We start from the raw sequence: 18,216 nt of genomic DNA on the forward strand, positions 1-18,216 counted from the left end.
CTTGCCGCATGGCCAAGAAGTCCCCCGAAAACGCCTCCCCGGTCGCCCAGTTCGAGCAGTCGCTCGAATCGCTGGAGCAGCTGGTGGAGCAGATGGAAACCGGCGAGCTGAGCTTGGAAGCTTCGCTCAGTGCTTACGAACGTGGCGTCGGTCTGTATCGCCAGTGCCAGCAGGCGCTGGAGCAGGCCGAGCTGCGCGTGCGCCTGCTCAGCGATCCGGCGCAGCCGGAAGCATCCGAGCCTTTCGATCCGCCCAGCCATGACGGCTGAGGTTCTGTTCGCGCGCTGGCGCGACCGTATCGAAAGCCAGCTCGACGCCGCGCTGCTCTCGCCTGCCGAAGCACCGCAGCGCCTGCACCAGGCCATGCGCTATTCGGTGCTGGGCGGTGGCAAACGCATGCGCCCGCTGCTGGTCTACGCCAGTGGCCACCTGTTCGGTGCGCAGCCGGAAAGCCTGGATGCGGCCGCCATGTCCGTCGAACTCATCCACGCCTACTCGCTGGTGCATGACGACCTGCCGGCAATGGATGACGACGCGCTGCGTCGCGGCAAGCCGACCACCCACATCGCCTTCGACGAAGCCACCGCGATTCTGGCAGGCGATGCACTGCAGACGCGTGCCTTCGGCCTGCTGGCCGATGCACCGCTGCCTGCCACGCTGCGCGTGGCCTGCCTGCAGACCCTGGCCCACGCGTCCGGCGCCGCTGGCATGTGCGGTGGCCAGGCGCTGGATATCGATGCCACCGGCCAGCAGCAGACGCTGGCGGCATTGACCCGCATGCATGCCCTGAAGACCGGCGCGCTGATCCGTGCGGCGGTGCGCATGGGCGCGCTGTGCGGCCAGGCCCACGAACCTCAGCTGGCCCAGCTGGACAGCTTCGCCGACGCACTCGGCCTGGCCTTCCAGGTACGCGATGACATCCTCGATGTCGAGGCCAGTTCCGAGCAGCTGGGCAAGACCGCCGGCAAGGACCAGGCGCAGGACAAGAGCACCTTCCCTGCCCTGCTCGGCCTGGACGGGGCGAAGGCCCAGCTGCACGAACTGGCCGCACGCATGCAGTCGATCCTGGCCGGGTACGGCGAAGAGGCCGATGCACTGCGTGCGCTGGCGACGCTGGCGGTCGAACGCGATCATTGATCGCTCGCCGGGCACCGCCCGTCGCTCCCCGCACATGAAAACGCCCGGCAATGCCGGGCGTTGTTGTTTCCGCATGCAGCCGGTCTTACTTGATCAGGCGCAGGGTGAACGGGTAGCGGTAGGCTTCGCCGTTGTTGGCCTTCACGGCAGCAATGATGCAGAACACCAGGTTGATGATGCCCACGATCGGCGCCAGGATGCCGCCGATGATCACCACCATCAGGATGATGCTGATGACCATGGCGATGGTCACGGTGATCTGGAAGTTGAGGGCTTCCTTGGCCTGGTCGGTCACGAAGGCCTTGCCCGCGTCATCCTTGTTGATCAGCCAGATGATCAGCGCGCCGATGAAGCCGGTGAAGATGCCCAGCAGGTGCGCGGCCAGGGCCATGGTGCGCTGGTCGGCCGGCACATCGGTGGTGGCCGGCGGCGGCGGGACGTTATCGAATTCGCTCACGACAAAACTCCTTTTCATTGGGTGGTCTTGACCCACCAGCACCAAGCTGGCTGCGTCAGGCGGGCATAGCTTACGCCATCAATGCCATCAATCATTACCGGCGATGGTCATCCGCCCCAGCAGGATCGAACCGGTCCGGATGTGCGAGCGCGGGTCGACGTCGCTGCCGACCGCCTCGATGCTGCTGAACATCTCGCGCAGGTTGCCGGCGATGGTGATGCCATCCACCGGATACTGGATCTCGCCGTTCTCGACGCGGAAGCCGCCGGCACCGCGCGAGTAGTCGCCGGTCACCCCGTTCACGCCCTGCCCCATCAGTTCGGTCACCAGCAGGCCATCGCCCATCTGCCGGGTGATGTCCTGCAGAGAACCCGCGTTGGCGGCCAGCTGCAGGTTGTGCACGCCACCGGCATTGGCGGTGGTCTGCAGGCCCAGCTTGCGTGCCGAGTAGCTGCCCAGCACATAGCGCTGCAGCACGCCGTCACGGACCAGGGCCGAAGCACGCGTGGCCACGCCGTCACCGTCGAAGGCGGCCGAGCGCAGGCCACGGCGCAGGTGGGGCAGTTCCTCGATCTGCATCCAGTCCGGGAACAGCTGCTGGCCAACGCTGTCCAGCAGGAAGCTGGCCTGGCGGTACAGCGCACCGCCGGACACCGCCGACAGCAGGTGGCCAACCAGGCTGCGCGCTACTTCCGGGGCGAACAGCACCGGCATGGTGCCGGTGGCCATCGAGCGAGGCTGCAGGCGGGCGACGGTGCGCTCGGCAGCACGACGACCGACCAGGCCCACCTCTTCCAGATCCTCGCGGGCCAGCGCGCTGGTGTACCAGCCATCGCGCTGCATGCCATCGCCCTGGCCGGCGATCAGCGCACAGCCCACCGAATGATGGGTGCCACGCTCACGGCCGAAAAAGCCATGCGAATTGGCGTACACCGACAGGCTCTGCATGCTCGAAACCGAGGCGCCGTCGGAATTACGGATCTGCGCATCGGCCTCACGGCCTGCGTTCTCGCAGGCCAGGGCCAGGTCCACCGCCTCGTCGGCCTGCAGCGCCCAGGGGTGCCAGGCATCCAGATCCGGGAAGTCGGTGGCCATCAGCGAGGCCTCGGCCAGGCCGGCAGCCGGGTCATCTTCGGTGTGCCGGGCGATCGCACAGGCCTGCTCGACCGTGGCGGCAAGGCTGGCCTCGTTCAGGTCGCCGGTGCTGGCGCTGCCCTTGCGTTGGCCGAAATAGACGGTGACGGCGATACCGCGGTCACGGGTGGACTGCACGGTCTCCACCTCGCCAAGGCGGACATTGACCTCCAGGCCACGATCCTCGCTGCAGCTGACCTCGGCCTGGCTGGCGCCCAGCGCACGGGCGCGGTCGAGCAGCTGCTGGGAGAGGTCGGCCAGCCGTTCCAGCCGGGCCAGGCTGTCGTCGCCGACAGCGACTTCAGGGGCGATCACGTTCAATGCTTTATCCTGTACGGGTTGGGCCCGGCATCACGCCGGGCGACTTTTTTTGAGATCAGGTAGGAACGATGCGCGGACGCGACGAAGAAACCGGTGAATTCCACGACAAGAGCCGCAGCCAGAACCGGCGCGACGCGCTCGACGTCCTGGCCCTGGGCGAGAAGCTGGTGTCGTTGACCCCGGCGCAGCTGGCACGCCTGCCGATCCCGGAAGACCTGCTGCCGCATATCGCCGAGTGCAAGCGCATCACCGCGCACATCGCCCACAAGCGCCAGCTGGCGTTCCTGGCCAAGCACATGCGCCGCGAAGAAGACGCCACGCTGGATGCGATCCGCGATGCGCTGGACGCCAACAGCGAAACCGGCCGCCGCGAAGTGGCGATGATGCACCGCGCGGAAGACTGGCGCGAGCGCTTGCTGGCCGAGGGTGACAAGGCGCTGGCTGCACTGCTGGACGACTACCCGCAGGCCGACCGCCAGCAGCTGCGCACGCTGGTGCGCAATGCCCAGGCCGAAAAGGCCAGGAACAAGCCGCCACGCGCCTACCGCGAAATCTTCCAGGTACTGCGCGCCCTGATGCTGCCGGCCGCACTGGGCCTGAAGGCCAGCGCCGAAGACGCCGACCCCGTCGACAGCGACGAAGCCGACGAGGACTGAGTCCGCGCCGGCCTGGGCGGTGGCGCTGGCCATCGCCCGGCTCAGGCCTGGGTACCGCCGACCGTGATGCCCTCGATCAGCAGCGAGGGCTGGCCGACACCCACGGGCACGCTCTGCCCGTCCTTGCCACAGATGCCCACGCCCTCGTCCAGGGCCAGATCGTTGCCGACCATGCGCACCTTCTGCATGGTTTCCGGACCGTTGCCGATCAGCGTCGCACCCTTCACCGGCGTGGTGATGCGGCCATCCTCGATCAGGTAGGCCTCAGTGGCCGAGAACACGTACTTGCCGCTGGTGATGTCGACCTGACCGCCACCGAAGTTGACTGCGTACAGGCCCTTCTTCACCGAACGGATCATTTCCTGTGGGTCGTGCTGGCCGGCGCGCATGTAGGTGTTGGTCATGCGCGGCATGGTCAGGTGCGCGAACGATTCGCGGCGGCCGTTGCCGGTCGGCGCCATGCCCATCAGCCGCGCATTGAGGCTGTCCTGCATGTATCCCACCAGAATGCCGTCCTCGATCAAGGTGGTGCACTGGGTCGGATGGCCCTCGTCGTCGATGTTCAACGAACCACGGCGTCCGTCCAGCGTGCCGTCATCGACGATGGTCACGCCCGGGGCGGCAACGCGCTCGCCGATGCGGCCCGCGTAGACGCTGGTGCCCTTGCGGTTGAAGTCGCCTTCCAGGCCATGGCCGACCGCTTCATGCAGCAGCACGCCGGGCCAGCCCGGACCAAGCACCACCGGCATCACCCCGGCCGGTGCCGGAACGGCGTCCAGGTTCACCAGCGCCTGGCGCAGCGCCTCGCGGGCAAAGGCCTCGGGGCGGCCGTCGGCGAACAGCTCCTCATACCCGTAGCGGCCACCACCGCCGGCATAGCCGGACTCGCGGCGGCCGTTGTGCTCGACGATCACCTGCACGTTCAGGCGCACCAACGGGCGCACGTCAGCGCCCAGCACACCGTCGCTGCGGGCGATCAGTACCGTATCGACGCCGCCGGACAGGCTCACCATCACCTGCTTCACGCGCGGGTCGGCGGCGCGCAGGTAGCCATCCAGGCGCTTGAGCACCTCGACCTTGGCCTCGTTGCCGATGCCATCGATCGGGTCCAGCGCCGGGTACAGCGCGCGCGCGTTGCCGCGCAGCAGCGACCGCCCGGACTGGGCGCCACCTTCACGCGAGATCGCACGCGCCGACTGCGCCGCCGTCAGCAGCGCATCGGCATGGATGTCGTCGGAGTAGGCGAAGCCTGTCTTCTCGCCGGAAATCGCCCGCACACCCACGCCCTGCTCGATGGAATGGGCGCCGTCCTTGACGATGCCGTCTTCCACGCTCCAGCTCTCGCGGCGGGCATGCTGGAAATAAAGGTCGCCGAAGTCCACACCGGGGCCGAGCAGCTGGCCGAAGGTGCGCTCCAGGCCAGCGGTATCCAGGCCGCCGGGGCGCAGCAGGCGGTCTTGGGCAAGCGTCAGGGCGATATCAGTCATGGTTCTCGATCTGGGGATGCGGGGGCGCTCAGGCAAGCCCCGTGAACAGGAAAGCCGCGCTCAACGCGAGCGCGGCAGGCCGGTGACGGTCGGCGGAATGGCCGGCGCCGGTGCCGGTACGGGTGGCGGAGCCTTGTCGCGGCTGCGCTCGATCACTTCCACCTTCGGTTCCTTCCATGGACCGGTCACCTTGTAGGTACGGGCGCCAATCTCGCCCAATGGCTTGGACAATACCGCATTGGTGGCCGCGCCCAGCGCCGCCCCCACCGGGCCACCGGCGACCGCACCCACCACGGTCAGCAGATTGCCTGCACGCGGGTTGACGTCGATGGTCTGGTCGAACTGCTGGTTGCGCAGGTCGGCCTGGCCGCGGATGGTGATGTTGGCTGCCGGGCCTTCGATCAGCACTTTGTCGGTGCGTGCCATGCCCTGGCCGAACTGCATGCTGCCGTCGATCTGGTTGAACGCGAAGCCCTTGGAGAAGAAGTCGCGGAAGTCGAACATCAGGCGCCGCGGCAGCTGGGTGACACTGAGCAGGCCCAGCACCCGGCCAGCGCCCGGTTCCAGCTCCAGCAGCTGGCCGTTGCGCGCGTGCAGGTCCAGGCGGCCCTGCAGGTTGCCCAGCTGGAAGTCCGACGGCCCCCCACTCCACGTGGCCTGCAGCTGCGCCTGGCCGGAACCGCCACGCAGCTGGCCGCCGTAGTCGAGGTTCTGCATCAGTCCGCCCAGGTCCTCGCTGCGCACCTGTGCGGTCAGCTCGGTGCGGGCACCACCGGTGCGGCCCAGCCAGCGACCGCTGATGTCGATCTCCTGGTCGGGCGCACGGAAGCGCAGCTCGTCCACGTTCAGGCCATTGGCCAGCGGCCGCGTACGCAGTACCGCCTGACCCAGCACCACCTTGCCGAACTTCAGGTCGGCGATGTCCAGCGCGAACGGCGGCAGCTTGGCCGGGTCCATGTCGTTGGCGCCGGCCTGTACCCGTGCCGGTGCGGCCGATGCACCCGGAGCCGCCGGCAGGGATTGCCAGTGCACGCGGTCGAGCTGGCCACTGATGGTGCCGCCGTCTGCATTGGGGACGGTCAGGCGCCCGGCCAGCGACGGGCCGTCCAGGCGCACATCCAGTGCCTGCGCGCCCGGGCGCAGCTGCAACCGGGTCTGCTCGAACACGCCACCGATCAGCTTCAACTGGCCGACCTGCACGTCCACCGCACGCAGCGGCATGGCGTCGTCATCACTGCCACCCCGCGCCAGACTGATCCACTCCAGAGCGTCCAGGGTCGGACTGCGGCCATTGACGGTCAATCCGCTCGGCGGCGGCTCGCGGTCGACATGGTCGCTGCCCAGCGTCACCTGCACACCGGTCTGGTTGTTGTGGCTGCGTGCGGCCAGCGCCAGGCGCTGGCCGAACGCAACGTCGATGCGGCCGGCCCCCATCGGCAGTTGTGCAGCCACGGTGGTCGCCAACGGCTCGGCAGCCGGTTTGTCCAGCGGCGCCGGCAGGTCCAGCCGGGTCCCGACCAGATCGGAGCTCAACCGCAGCTCGCTGGGCGGCGCAGGCGCCCCTGGAGCGACCTTGGGCAGGCTGACCGCGATGGTCCACGGCGAGGTTCCGGTGATGTAGGGCTTGAGCCAGGCCATCTCCGGCGCGCGGTCGATCAGCACGCCAGCATCCAGCGTGGCCGACAGCTGCGATTCGAAGGCCAGTCTGCTGTCGTGCACGTAGCCACCGGCACGCAGGCTCAGGCGACCATCCTGGCCAAGGTGGCGCACCGACAGCGCCTCGGCATCGAAACCGCCATTGCTGTAGCGCGCCTGCCCCTGCATGTTGTCGAAGGCGAGCTGGAAGCGCTTGTCGACCAGCTTCACGCCGGCCAGATCAACCGTCCCCTGCAGGTGGCCGCCACCTTCATCGTGGTGCAGTGGCTGCAGCAGATCGAAGGTCACATGCGCCGGGCCGGCAGCGGTGAGGTTGTCCAGGGTGTCGCCATAATCCTTGTGCAGCGGGCTCTGCCGCAGCATCGCCAGCAGCTTGCCCGCCTCGCTCTGCGCATCGGCGCGCACATACAGCGGCTGCTGCCCGAAATCCGGAATGCCCGCCTCGAACTTCTGCACCGCCACACCGGCCAGATCGCCGCGCCCATGCATGTCGAAGCCGGGGCCGATGAAGGCGATATCGGCGTCGACCTGGCTCATCAACGGCCAATCGTGCTGGAAACGGATGTCACCGTTGGTGATATGGCCGGTGGCCTCGAAGCGGCCATCGTTGTTGTCGAACGGCCAGTCGTCCAGGTCGCCACTGACCAGGCCGATGCCATTGCGCACCTGGCCGCCGGCCAGCGCCATGTCCAGCCAGTCGGTGGCGCCCTTGCTCATCTTGGAGTGGATCCAGAAGCGCTTTGCCGCGGTCATCGGCACGTCGTCCAGCTTGGCCGCCAGCTGCAGCCACGGCCGCGTACCGTCGCCCTGGAACCAGACCCCGCCGCGCACGTCGGCCGCATAGTCGGTGCCTTCCACGCGCATCGCCGCAGTACCGATACGCCAACCACCGCCCTCGTCGCGCCAGCCCACCACCTGTCCCGCCAGATGCAGGTCATGACGCACACCAAAGCCGGTCGGCCAATCGAACTGCAGCTGCCGTTGCGGCTGCAACTGCAGGCTGAAGCCATCCGCGTCGCCTTCGAAGCGCCCGCCCAGGCCGCGCAGGCCGGGCGAATTGCCCACGCTGGCGAAGCCCAGCGATTGCAGTTCGCCCTGCGCCCATAGCGGGCCATCGCGATCGCCCGCCAGCTGCAACTCGCGCACATCCAGCTGCGGCCTGGACAGGAACAGCCAGCGACGCAGGCCCGGTTCGAGACGATCGCTCAGGGCCAGCGCACGCAGCGCGGTGCCGGCCTGCACTTCGCCAGAACGGACCCGCAGCTGCTTGCCAAGCTGCAGCTGCAGGCCATCGAGCTGCTGCTCGCCCTCTTCGGTTTTCAGGCGCAGGCGCGGCACCTGCAACGCCCAGCCATCAGCCTGGCGCTGCCAGCGCAGGCGCGCCTGCAGGCGCTGCAGCTGCAGCTGCGGAGCCGCCATCGAGGGCATCGGTGCGCCATCGATGCGGACATCACGCAGGTCCGAATCGGTGGTCACCGCCACCGGCGCGAAATCGCGCAGGGTCAGCCACAGGTTGAGTTCGCCCTTGCCTTCGCGCAGGCGCACACCGCCGGCCGCCAGCAGCGGCGACCAGGCATGGAAATCGACCGGATCGGCGCCCAGCCAGGCCTGGCCATTGCCGCGCACGCGGTCCACGTCCAGCACCGCGGTCAGCGGCAGCGCTTCGGTCTGGGCCCAGGCACGCACGCCTACACGCAGGCGGTCGCCATTGACCCGCAGGCGCACGTCGATGCGTGGCAGCGTGGTGTCGATTCCCAGCCCCGGCGCATGCACGCCCAGGCGGCCTCCGATCACCTGCAGTTCGCCCAGCCGGCGCAGCGCATCCAGCGGGTCCCCGCCATTGGCGGCCTGCGGCAGGCCGCGTACCGACCAGCGACCGTCCTCGCCCTGCTGCAGGTCGAGCGCCAGGCCACGCAGGCGCAGCTCGGTCAGCGACCGGCCAGGCAACAGGCCGCTGTACATCGATACCAGCACTTCGGCCTCGCCGATCGCCAGGCCCTGGCCGGCGCCGATGCGCAGGCCCTTGAGCTGCAGCAGCGGGCCGCGCCGGGTCCAGGCGGTCTGCAGCTGGTCGAAACGCACCGGCTGGCCAGCGCGTTCACTCAGCCAGGCGGCAATCCTGTCGGGATGGCGCTCGGCCAGCGGCAGCAGCTGGCTGAGGGTGCCCACCAGCAGTGCAAGCCCGACCAGGCCCACCGCGCAGGCGGCAATGAAATGACGGCGGATCCTTCGCAGTCGCAGGCGCGGCGGCGCGCTCATCGGCCACCGCCGGCCTGCGGCCGGCGAGGATCAGAGCAGAACGACATCGAATTGCTCCTGCAGGTACTGCTCGTCCGCCTGGAAGCGGATGCTCTTGCCGAGGAATTCCTCCAGCTCGGCCACCGCCGCGGATTCCTCGTCGGTGATGCGCGCGACCACCTTGGTCGACGCGATCACCAGCAGGCGCGCGGCATCGAACTGGCGCACGGCACGGGTGATCTCGCGGAAGATCTCGTAGGTCACCGTCTCGGTGGTCTTGATGCTGCCGCGGCCACTGCACTGCGGGCAGGTTTCCGACAGCTGGCGCTCCAGGCTTTCCACCGTGCGCTTGCGGGTCATCTCCACCAGGCCCAGTGGCGAGAAGTCGTACACCGTGGTCTTGGCATGGTCGCGGGCCAACGCCTTTTCCAGGGTGCGCAGCACCTGGCGGCGATGCTCGGCATCGTCCATGTCGATGAAATCGATGATGATGATGCCGCCCAGGTTGCGCAGCCGCAGCTGCCGTGCCACCGCCTGTGCCGCTTCCAGGTTGGTGCGGAACACCGTCTCTTCCAGGTTGCGCTGGCCGAGGAACGAACCGGTGTTGACGTCGATGGTGGTCATCGCCTCGGTCTGGTCGATCACCAGGTAGCCACCGGATTTCAGCGGCACCTGCTTGTCCAGCGCGCGGCCGATCTCGTCCTCCACCCCGAACATGTCGAAGATCGGGCGATCACCGCTGTACAGCTCGATCTTCTCGGCAAGCACCGGCATGTACTTGGCAACAAAGGCCTGCAACTGCGCGAAGGTCTCCTTGGAGTCCACCTTCACCTTGTCAACGTCCTTGCGGATCAGGTCGCGTACCGATCGCAGCGGCAGGCTCAGGTCTTCATAGATGTTGCTGCACGAGGCCGCTTCGCGGCCACGACGCTCGACCACGTTCCAAACGCGCGACAGGTAGGCGATGTCCTCGGCGATGGCCTCTGCCGGCTGGCCCTCGGCATTGGTACGCACGATGTAGCCGTAGCCCCCGTGCTGCGCCGACAGTTCGGTCACCAGCGCCTTCAGGCGGGCGCGCTCGGTTTCATCCTCGATGCGTGCGGAAACGCCCACCACCTTGGATTGCGGCAGCAGCACCATGTAGCGCGAGGGAATGCTGATCTGGGTGGTCAGGCGTGCGCCCTTGGTCCCGATCGGGTCCTTCACCACCTGCACCACGATGTCCTGGCCGTCGCGCAGCAGCTCGACGATCGGCACGCTGGACGGCGGCGGCAGCGTGGTGTTCTCGGTATCGGCACTGGCCACCGGCGCCGGCCGCACCACGTCGTTGGCATGCAGGAACGCGGCACGCTCCAGCCCGACTTCGACGAAGGCGGCCTGCATGCCGGGCATCACCCGCTGCACCTTGCCCTTGTAGATGTTGCCGACCACACCCCGGCGCCAACCGCGCTCGATGTGCAGTTCCTGCAGCATGCCGTTCTCGATCACCGCGACCCGGGTTTCGCGCGGGGTCACATTGACCAGGATTTCCTCAGACATCGGCAGCCTCCCTGGCGGCATCGGCAGTTGTGGCCGGCACGCCGCAGCGCGCCAGCAGACGATCGGTATGCAGCAATGGCAGCCCCATGACGCCGGAGTAGCTGCCGGAAAGGTGTTCGATCCAGCGCTCGGCCCCGCCCTGGATGGCGTAGGCCCCGGCCTTGTCCAACGGCTCGCCGGTGGCCACGTAGGCGGCGATGTCGGCAGCGTCGATCGGGGCGAAGGTCACTTCGGAAATGACCAGTTCGCTGTCCAGCCCGTCCGCGCCGACCACCACCACGGCGGTCATCACCTGATGGGTACGCCCGGCAAGGCGCGCCAGCATCGCCCGCGCATCGGCGGCGTCAGTGGGCTTTCCGAACACGTCGCCATCCAGTACCACCTCGGTGTCCGAGCCGAGCACGCGCGCCTGCGGGTCATCGGCCAGCACCCGGGCCAGCCCGGCGCGCGCCTTGTCGGCGGCGACCCGGCAGACATACTGTTCGGCGCTTTCAGCGGGCGCGCGCTGCTCGACGACCTCCAGGTCCAGGGCCTGGAAGGGGCGTCCGAGTCGGGCCAGCAGCTGGTTGCGTCGGGGGGAGCGGGAAGCAAGATAGAGCATCGGCACAGCATAACCTGAGGCCGCCACCTGAATCGTCGGCAACCCGTCCCGGAACGTGCGCAACCCCGAACGGGCTCACAGCGCGTTCATCGCTACGACACCACCCTCAACGGCACAACAAGGAGTTCTCCATGCGCCTGACCGCCACCCCGCTGCTGCTCGCCCTGTCCCTCGCCCTTGGAACCTCGATGACCGCCCATGCTGCCCCGTCGTCGCCGTCGATCGCCGCCCCGGCCGAAGGCACCCTGCTGAACATCTCGGCCAATGCCGAGGCGACCCGCGTGCCGGACGTGGCCACCCTGTCGGCCGGTGTGGTCACCCAGGCCGCCGATGGCAACAGCGCCATGCGCCAGAACGCCCAGCAGATGGACAAGGTACTGGCCGCGATCAAGGCCGCCGGCATCGCCGAGCGCGACGTGCAGACCAGTGGCGTCAGCCTCAACCCGCAGTACCGCTATGCCGACAACGAAGCACCGAAGATCACCGGCTACCAGGCCAGCAACACCGTCAGCCTGAAGGTGCGCGACATCGCCAAGCTCGGCAAGGTGCTGGACGCACTGGCTGCGCAGGGCGCCAACCAGATCAACGGCCCCAGCTTCGAGATCGACCAGCCGGAACCGGTTTATGACGAAGCCCGCCTGGCTGCACTGAAGAAGGCCCAGGCCCGCGCCCAGACCTATGCGAAGTCGCTGGGCCTGCAGGTGCGCCGCATCGTCAGCATTTCCGAGAACGCTGGCGGCGGCTACCGCCCGATGCCGATGATGCGGGCCATGTCGGCCGGCGCGGCGATGGACAAGGCCACCCCGGTCGCACCGGGTGAATCGACCGTCTCGGTAAACCTGGACGTGGTGTTCGAACTGGGTCGCTGATCCCGTTCGCCATTGCCGACAACGGCGGATCCCGCAGGGGGTCCGCCTTTTTCATGCCCGCAGCCGGCGTTGGCTGAAGGCCAGCCCAACGATCGCCCCCCTGCCTCTAGGCAGTGGCCGCCCTGTCGCGCTACTGATGGACTGCCAGCCGCGTGCGGCAACCCCGCCACGGGCCCTGGTGCGTTGAGGACTTCGTCACTGGCATGGAGGTGGACCATGGTTCGTACGTATCCCGTTGCATCCCCGCACTTCGACCCCGCCCGCGTTGCCGCCTGGAGCGCGGCCATCGCCCTGCATCTGCTGGCCTTCCTGTTGCTGCTGATACCGGCGACCTACCAGGCCGTGCAGGTCCCACGTGACAAGACTGCGGTCAGGCTGATCGAGAAGATCCCGCCACCGCCCACGCCGCCGGTTCCGATCCCGCCGAGAGAGATCGTCCAGGTGGTGCCGAAACCCCGGACGCAGCCGGTAGCACCGCCACTGCCTGCACTCACCGCGACCGTGGAGGAGACCCAGGGCATCGCACTGCCGGCCGCCGAACCGGCCCCGCCCCAGCTGGCACCGAGCATCGATACCTCCACGCCTCTGGCCGGCGCCCAGCTGCAGTACCGCAGCGCCCCGCCGCCGGCCTACCCGCTGGCGGCACTGCGCAACCGCGAGCAGGGGACGGTGCTGTTGCGGGTAGAGGTGGACTCCCACGGGCAGCCGGCGGTGGTCAGCATCGAGCGCAGCAGTGGCTCGCGCAGCCTGGACCAGGCCGCACGCCAGCAGGTGCTCAGGCACTGGCGCTTCGAGCCGGCCCAGCGTGATGGCGTGGCCGTGCCGGCCATCGGCATGGTGCCGGTGCAGTTTTCGCTGCCGGACTGAGGTGATCGCCGGCCCGGCTGCTTGCCGGGCCGGCGCTTCCGTCCGGGCGGGTACGGACGGAACAGGATCAACTGTTATTGATTAAGCAAAAATTCACGACTTCGTCACCTGTCGGAAACCTAGATTGGTCCGTCCCGGAATCTTCCGGAGACAGCCCTCAACGCTACGGTTTTCCAGTTAGGAGAGAAGCTGTGAAACACCTGATCCAACGGCCCGCCAGCCGCCGCCGCACCACCCTGGCATCGTCCATCACCCATATCCTTACCGGCGGCACGCTGCTGCTGGTTGGCGCCGTGGCTTCCACCTCCGCTTTCGCGCAGGACAAGGCCACCAACCTGGACCGCATCACGGTCACCGGTTCGAACATCCCGCGCACCAACACTGAAACACCGTCCCCGGTGCAGGTGGTGACCCGCCAGGAAATCGACCGTACGGGCAAGACCACGGTTGCCGAGTACCTGCAGACACTGACCGCCGACGGTTCCGGTTCCATTCCCAAGACCTTCGGCAACGGCTTTGCCGGCGGTGGTGCCGGCATCTCGCTGCGCGGCCTGGGCGCGGGTTCGACCCTTGTCCTGTTGAATGGTCGCCGCATGGCCACCTACGGCTTGGCCGATGACGGCCAGAAGGTTTTCACCGACCTGAGCACCATCCCGCTCGACGCCGTCGAACGCGTGGAAGTGCTGAAGGACGGCGCCTCGGCGATCTATGGTTCCGACGCCATCGCCGGCGTGGTCAACATCATCCTGCGCAGCGACTTCCAGGGCGCGATCCTCCGGGGCTCCTACGGCCTGTCTGGCGACAGCGATGGCGACGCGAAGAAGGCGACCCTGACCGCCGGTACCGGCGATCTGGCCACCGACGGCTGGAATGCCTTCTTCAGCCTGGATGTGGCAAAGACCGACGCGATCAAGATCAGTGATCGCAAGAACCGCAAGTGGATCGGTACCGGCGATACCCGCCCGTGGGGCTATGGCAACAACGCCCAGTTCCTCGGCGGCGCCTTCCTCAGCGGCAAGACCCGCGGCGGTGTTGGTCCGAACGGTTCGGTGTATGACGATCGCAATGTGACCAAGGACAATCCTGCCTTCCTGGTCGCATTGCCGGGCTGTGCTGGCCTGACCACCATTCCCGGCCAGACCGAGGCTACTGCACAGGCGCAGGGCTGCCTGTGGGATCCGAACCAGCTGTATCGCGATCTGACCCCGGAAGAGAAGTACGTCAACGTGTTTGGCCGTGCCAGCTTCGCGTTTGGTGAAGGTGGCGAGATCTACACCGAAATCGGCTACTCGAAGAAAGAGACCACCTTCAGCAACACCCCGTCCGGCGTATCCGGCAGCTGGGGCTTCCCCGAAGGCCCGGTCAACGGCAACAGTGGCCCGGGCGCAGTGGTGCTGGGCCCGAATCATCCTGACAATCCCATTCCCGGCCAGGCCTCGCGCCTGCGTTATTCGGCGTGGGATGTCGGTCCCCGCGTGACCAACAACACCAATGAGTTCACCCGCTTCCTGGTCGGCGTCAAGGGCAACTGGGGCGACTGGAGCTACGACACCGCCTATCTGCACTCGGGCACTGATCTGGTCAACAAGCGCACCGGCTTCCTCAACTACGACAACGTACGTTGCGCATTGGCCAACCCGAACTGCGCCGGTGGTGTTTGGCGCATCGGTGACAACGCGGGCATGAACTCGCAGGCGTTGTACGACTTCATCTCGCCGGATATCAGCGCCCGCGCCAAGTCCAGCCTGGACATGTTCGACTTCACCGTGTCGCGCAGCCTGATGGACCTGAAGGGTGGCCCGCTGGGCCTGGCATTGGGTACCGAATGGCGCAAGACCAGCAACAGCCTGACCCCGCAGACCTACACCGACAAGGGCCAGATCATCGGCCTGGGCTACTCGGCCTACGACGGCACCCAGAACGTGTACGCAGGCTACGTTGAGCTGTCTGCGCCCGTGCTGGAAACCCTGGAACTGTCCGGTGCGGTTCGCTACGACAAGTACGAGAGCGGTGAAGGCAAGGCCACGCCGAAGATCGGCATCAAGTGGACCCCGGCCGACTGGATCGCACTGCGTGGCAGCTACGCCGAAGGCTTCCGGGCACCCAACCCGGCCGAGAACGGCGATGGTGGCCTGGCAGCGTTCTCCAACGCGTCCGATCCGGTACGTTGCCCGAACGGCAACCCTGCACCGGGTGCCACCGGGGATGACTGCGGCGCCCTGCCGGTGGCCATCATCACCCGCCCGAACAAGGATCTGAAGCCGGAAGAGTCCAAGAGCTACTCGGTGGGTATCGTCCTGCAGCCGACGTCCACGACCTCGCTGACCATCGATGCCTGGCAGATCAAGCGCACCAACGAAATTGCCCAGGGCAGCACCTCCGAAGCCATCGCCGCCGGCAACGTGTTGCGTGACAGCAACCTGCTCAACGGCGTGCCCGGCACCGGCAGCATCCTGGCAGTCAACACGCAGTACATCAATGCCGCATCGACCCGGGTCCGGGGTATCGATACCGATATCCGCCAGACCTTCGACATCGGCCCGGGCCAGCTGGAGATGGACCTGCAGTGGAGCCATGTGCTCAAGTTCGAGCGCACCGATGCCGACGTGACGGTTGACTACGCGGGTACTCACGGCAACTGCGACGTGACCAACTGCATCGGCACCCCGAAGGACCGCATCAACTTCGGCACCACCTGGAGGCAGGGTCCGTGGAGCGTCAGCGGCGTTGCCAACTACATCTCGAAGATGGACAACAAGGACTTCCGTGGTCCGAACGGCTCCTATCTGTTCGCGTATGCAGACGGAACGGACGTCAAGAAGATCTCCTCGTTCACCACCTTCGACCTGTCGGGCCGCTGGAACATCACTGAAGCCTTCGAGTTGAACGCCTCGGTGCAGAACGTGTTCGATCGCATCGCGCCGCTGGATCCGTCCACCTACGGCGGTGTCAACTACAACCCGCTGCACTTCAGTGGTGCCATCGGTCGCTACTTCACCGTCGGTGCCAAGTACACCTTCAAGTAATACAGGCAACACCTTTCAACGCAGCAACTTCGAAGGCCCGGGCAGCTGCCCGGGCCTTCGTCGTTCCGCCCCTTGCAGGCATGTTCACGGGCACATGGCTACCGTGTGCACGCGGCATCACCGCCGCAGGGGATCTGCATGGCCGCAACTTCGCAACGCCTGGGCCTGCCCGCGTTGACTGCACTGGTGGTCGGCTCGATGGTCGGCGCCGGCATCTTTTCATTGCCGCAGAACGTGGCGCGCAGCGCCGGGCCTGCCGCCGCGCTGATCGGCTGGGCCCTGAGCGGCGCGGGCATGCTGATGCTGGCCTTCGTATTCCAGGCCCTGGCCAACCGCCGGCCTGATCTCGATACCGGCATCTACGCATACGCACGCGAAGGCTTCGGCAACTACATCGGCTTCTCCGCTGCGTGGGGCTACTGGGTCGCCTCGGTGCTCGGCAACGCCAGCTTCTTCGTGCTGATCTTCAGTGGCCTCGGCCACTTCATGCCCGTGTTCGGCGAAGGCAATACCCCGGCCGCCATGGCCGCATCGTCATTGCTGTTGTGGACCGTACACCTGTTGGTGCTGCGTGGCCTGCGCACTGCAGCCATCGTCAACGGCCTGGTGACCGTAGCCAAGCTGCTGCCGATCGCCCTGTTCCTGGTCCTGGCCGCCGGCGCGTTCCGCATGGACGTGTTCCGCGCCGATTTCCTCGGCGCGCCTGCACTCGGCGACCTCGGCCAGCAGCTGCGCGGCATGATGCTGGTGACCGTGTGGGTGTTCATTGGCATCGAGGGCGCCAGCATCTACTCGCGGCGCGCCGCACGCCGTGCCGACGTGGGTCGCGCCACGGTGATCGGCTTCCTCGGCGTGTGGCTGCTGCTGGTGCTGGTCAGCCTGTTGTCGATGGGCGTGCTGTCGCAGGCGGAACTGGCCGGACTGCCCAATCCGTCGATGGCCTATGTGCTGCGCGCCATTGTCGGCGAATGGGGCGCGACGGTGATCATCATCGGTTCGATCATCTCCGTTCTCGGTGCATTGCTGGCCTGGGTGCTGCTGTGCGCCGAAGTGCTCTATGCCGCCGCAGGTGACGGCACCATGCCGGCCTTCCTGGGGCGTGAGAACGCGCGCGGCGTGCCGGCCAATGCACTGTGGTTGAGCAACGGGCTGATCCAGTTGTTCCTGCTGCTGGTGCTGGTCAATTCCGGCAGCTATACCGGGCTGGTGCTGCTGGCCGCGTCGATGAGCCTGGTACCCTACTTCCTGTCCACGGCATTCGGCGTACAGCTGGCCTGGCGCGGGCAGGCCTACGTTGGCGAACCGCGCGTACGCTGGCGTGATTTCGGGGTGGCACTGCTGGCCAGTGCGTATGCGCTGTGGCTGGTGTATGCCGGCGGGCTGGACAACCTGCTGCTGTCGGTACTGCTGTACGTGCCCGGCGTGGTGTTGTTCGCATTGACCCGGCACCAACGCGGCGAACAGGTATTTACGCGTTGGGAAGGGGTACTGTTCGCTGCGATCCTGGTTGTGGCGGTTGCTACGCTGGTGGCGTTCTGGCGAGGCAATCTCGCGCTGTAGACCCGAGCCCACGCTCGGCTGGTTCATCCGCAGCAGCCGAGCATGGCTCGGCTCCACAACAGCAGTCGCGCAACCTCGACGCTACAAAGACGCAAAAAAAAACCTGCATCTCGCGATGCAGGTTTTTCAAGGTGGCGCCCGAAGTTGGACTCGAACCAACGACCCCCTGATTAACAGTCAAGTGCTCTAACCGGCTGAGCTATTCGGGCAGACGACTAGTATAACCACTCTTCACGCGCGATGGTAGGGGTGATTGGCAATCATTGCGGCAGCCCGATACAGCTGCTCGGCCACCACCAGGCGCACCAGCATGTGCGGCAGCGTCAGCGGGCCGATCGACCACTTCTCATCGGCCAGCGCGGACACCTCCGGCGAATGCCCTTCCGGGCCACCGATCAGGAACGCCAGGTCCCTTCCCTGCCCGCGCCAGTGTTCCAGGCGCTGTGCCAGCTGTTCGGAACTCAGCTGTCGCCCTGGCACATCCAGCGCCACTACATAGGCATTCTTCGGCAGCGCAGCGATGACCCGCTTGCCTTCATCTTCGGTGGCGCGGCGCGGATCGCGCCCCTTGCCACGCAGGCCGGGCTCGATTTCCACCAGCTCGAACGGCAGCCAGTGCGACAGCCGCTTCTGGTACTCGGCGAAGCCCTGCGCCACCCAGCTGGGGG

14 protein-coding genes and 1 tRNA gene are annotated in these 18,216 nt (G+C 67.0%); 7 read left to right on the plus strand and 8 right to left on the minus strand.

The window, feature by feature from the left end; all coding sequences use genetic code 11:
• The first annotated feature begins 8 nt into the window (after positions 1 to 8).
• Together N7573_RS18745 and N7573_RS18750 are read left to right on the plus strand one after the other, a co-directional pair.
• The gene (locus N7573_RS18745) at positions 9 to 269 is read left to right on the plus strand and encodes an exodeoxyribonuclease VII small subunit (RefSeq protein ID WP_005410522.1); all 261 of its coding nucleotides are present in this window, start codon (positions 9 to 11) and stop codon (positions 267 to 269) included.
• On the plus strand, positions 259 to 1,137 hold the full coding sequence (locus N7573_RS18750) for a farnesyl diphosphate synthase (protein WP_279913316.1): 879 nt from the start codon (positions 259 to 261) through the stop codon (positions 1,135 to 1,137). Before N7573_RS18745 ends, N7573_RS18750 begins: the two co-directional genes overlap by 11 nt.
• 85 nt (positions 1,138 to 1,222) lie before the next feature.
• Here the strand turns inward: N7573_RS18750 and N7573_RS18755 are convergent, their stop codons facing one another.
• Together N7573_RS18755 and pmbA are read right to left on the minus strand one after the other, a co-directional pair.
• Positions 1,223 to 1,594, minus strand: coding sequence for a DUF4870 domain-containing protein (locus N7573_RS18755; protein WP_110713049.1), 372 nt, complete (start codon positions 1,592 to 1,594; stop codon positions 1,223 to 1,225).
• An 87-nt stretch (positions 1,595 to 1,681) separates the two neighbouring features.
• On the minus strand, positions 1,682 to 3,049 hold the full coding sequence (gene pmbA, locus N7573_RS18760) for a metalloprotease PmbA (protein WP_279913317.1): 1,368 nt from the start codon (positions 3,047 to 3,049) through the stop codon (positions 1,682 to 1,684).
• Between the two features lie 68 nt (positions 3,050 to 3,117).
• Between pmbA and yjgA the strand changes: the two genes are divergently transcribed.
• The gene (yjgA, locus tag N7573_RS18765; protein WP_049398682.1) at positions 3,118 to 3,705 is read left to right on the plus strand and encodes a ribosome biogenesis factor YjgA; all 588 of its coding nucleotides are present in this window, start codon (positions 3,118 to 3,120) and stop codon (positions 3,703 to 3,705) included.
• A 41-nt stretch (positions 3,706 to 3,746) separates the two neighbouring features.
• Here the strand turns inward: yjgA and tldD are convergent, their stop codons facing one another.
• From tldD to N7573_RS18785, 4 genes are read right to left on the minus strand one after another with little or no spacing between them, the layout of a single operon-like run.
• Positions 3,747 to 5,192 carry a metalloprotease TldD gene (tldD, locus tag N7573_RS18770; protein WP_032128992.1) on the minus strand — a complete coding sequence of 482 codons (1,446 nt, stop codon included), beginning with the start codon at positions 5,190 to 5,192 and terminating at the stop codon, positions 3,747 to 3,749.
• 60 nt (positions 5,193 to 5,252) lie between these two features.
• Complete coding sequence (locus N7573_RS18775; protein WP_180844946.1) at positions 5,253 to 9,107, minus strand: YhdP family protein; 3,855 nt, start codon at positions 9,105 to 9,107, stop codon at positions 5,253 to 5,255.
• A 30-nt stretch (positions 9,108 to 9,137) separates the two neighbouring features.
• Positions 9,138 to 10,625 (minus strand): ribonuclease G, encoded by a 1,488-nt coding sequence (gene rng, locus N7573_RS18780; protein ID WP_010482960.1) that lies wholly within the window; start codon positions 10,623 to 10,625, stop codon positions 9,138 to 9,140.
• The gene (locus tag N7573_RS18785; protein ID WP_032128990.1) at positions 10,618 to 11,226 is read right to left on the minus strand and encodes a Maf family nucleotide pyrophosphatase; all 609 of its coding nucleotides are present in this window, start codon (positions 11,224 to 11,226) and stop codon (positions 10,618 to 10,620) included. The genes rng and N7573_RS18785 overlap by 8 nt, the downstream gene beginning before the upstream one ends.
• A gap of 131 nt (positions 11,227 to 11,357) precedes the next feature.
• Between N7573_RS18785 and N7573_RS18790 the strand changes: the two genes are divergently transcribed.
• The 4 genes from N7573_RS18790 (at position 11,358) to N7573_RS18805 (ending at position 17,548) form a co-directional block, all read left to right on the plus strand.
• The gene (locus tag N7573_RS18790; protein WP_006382138.1) at positions 11,358 to 12,095 is read left to right on the plus strand and encodes an SIMPL domain-containing protein; all 738 of its coding nucleotides are present in this window, start codon (positions 11,358 to 11,360) and stop codon (positions 12,093 to 12,095) included.
• Between the two features lie 216 nt (positions 12,096 to 12,311).
• On the plus strand, positions 12,312 to 12,962 hold the full coding sequence (locus tag N7573_RS18795) for an energy transducer TonB (protein ID WP_279943245.1): 651 nt from the start codon (positions 12,312 to 12,314) through the stop codon (positions 12,960 to 12,962).
• 191 nt (positions 12,963 to 13,153) lie between these two features.
• Entirely contained in the window at positions 13,154 to 15,988 is a 2,835-nt protein-coding gene (locus N7573_RS18800; RefSeq protein WP_279913883.1) for a TonB-dependent receptor, read from the plus strand.
• Between the two features lie 138 nt (positions 15,989 to 16,126).
• Positions 16,127 to 17,548 (plus strand): basic amino acid/polyamine antiporter, encoded by a 1,422-nt coding sequence (locus N7573_RS18805; protein ID WP_279913884.1) that lies wholly within the window; start codon positions 16,127 to 16,129, stop codon positions 17,546 to 17,548.
• Between the two features lie 132 nt (positions 17,549 to 17,680).
• Here the strand turns inward: N7573_RS18805 and N7573_RS18810 are convergent.
• Positions 17,681 to 17,757: transfer RNA gene (locus N7573_RS18810), tRNA-Asn, on the minus strand.
• A gap of 22 nt (positions 17,758 to 17,779) precedes the next feature.
• Positions 17,780 to 18,216, minus strand: a 437-nt coding sequence (gene rlmH / locus N7573_RS18815; RefSeq protein ID WP_279920602.1) for a 23S rRNA (pseudouridine(1915)-N(3))-methyltransferase RlmH, incomplete at its 5' end; no start/stop codon positions are given.

Origin of the sequence: Stenotrophomonas sp. GD04054, from assembly GCF_029836955.1 — a bacterium.
Lineage (GTDB): Bacteria > Pseudomonadota > Gammaproteobacteria > Xanthomonadales > Xanthomonadaceae > Stenotrophomonas > Stenotrophomonas maltophilia_A.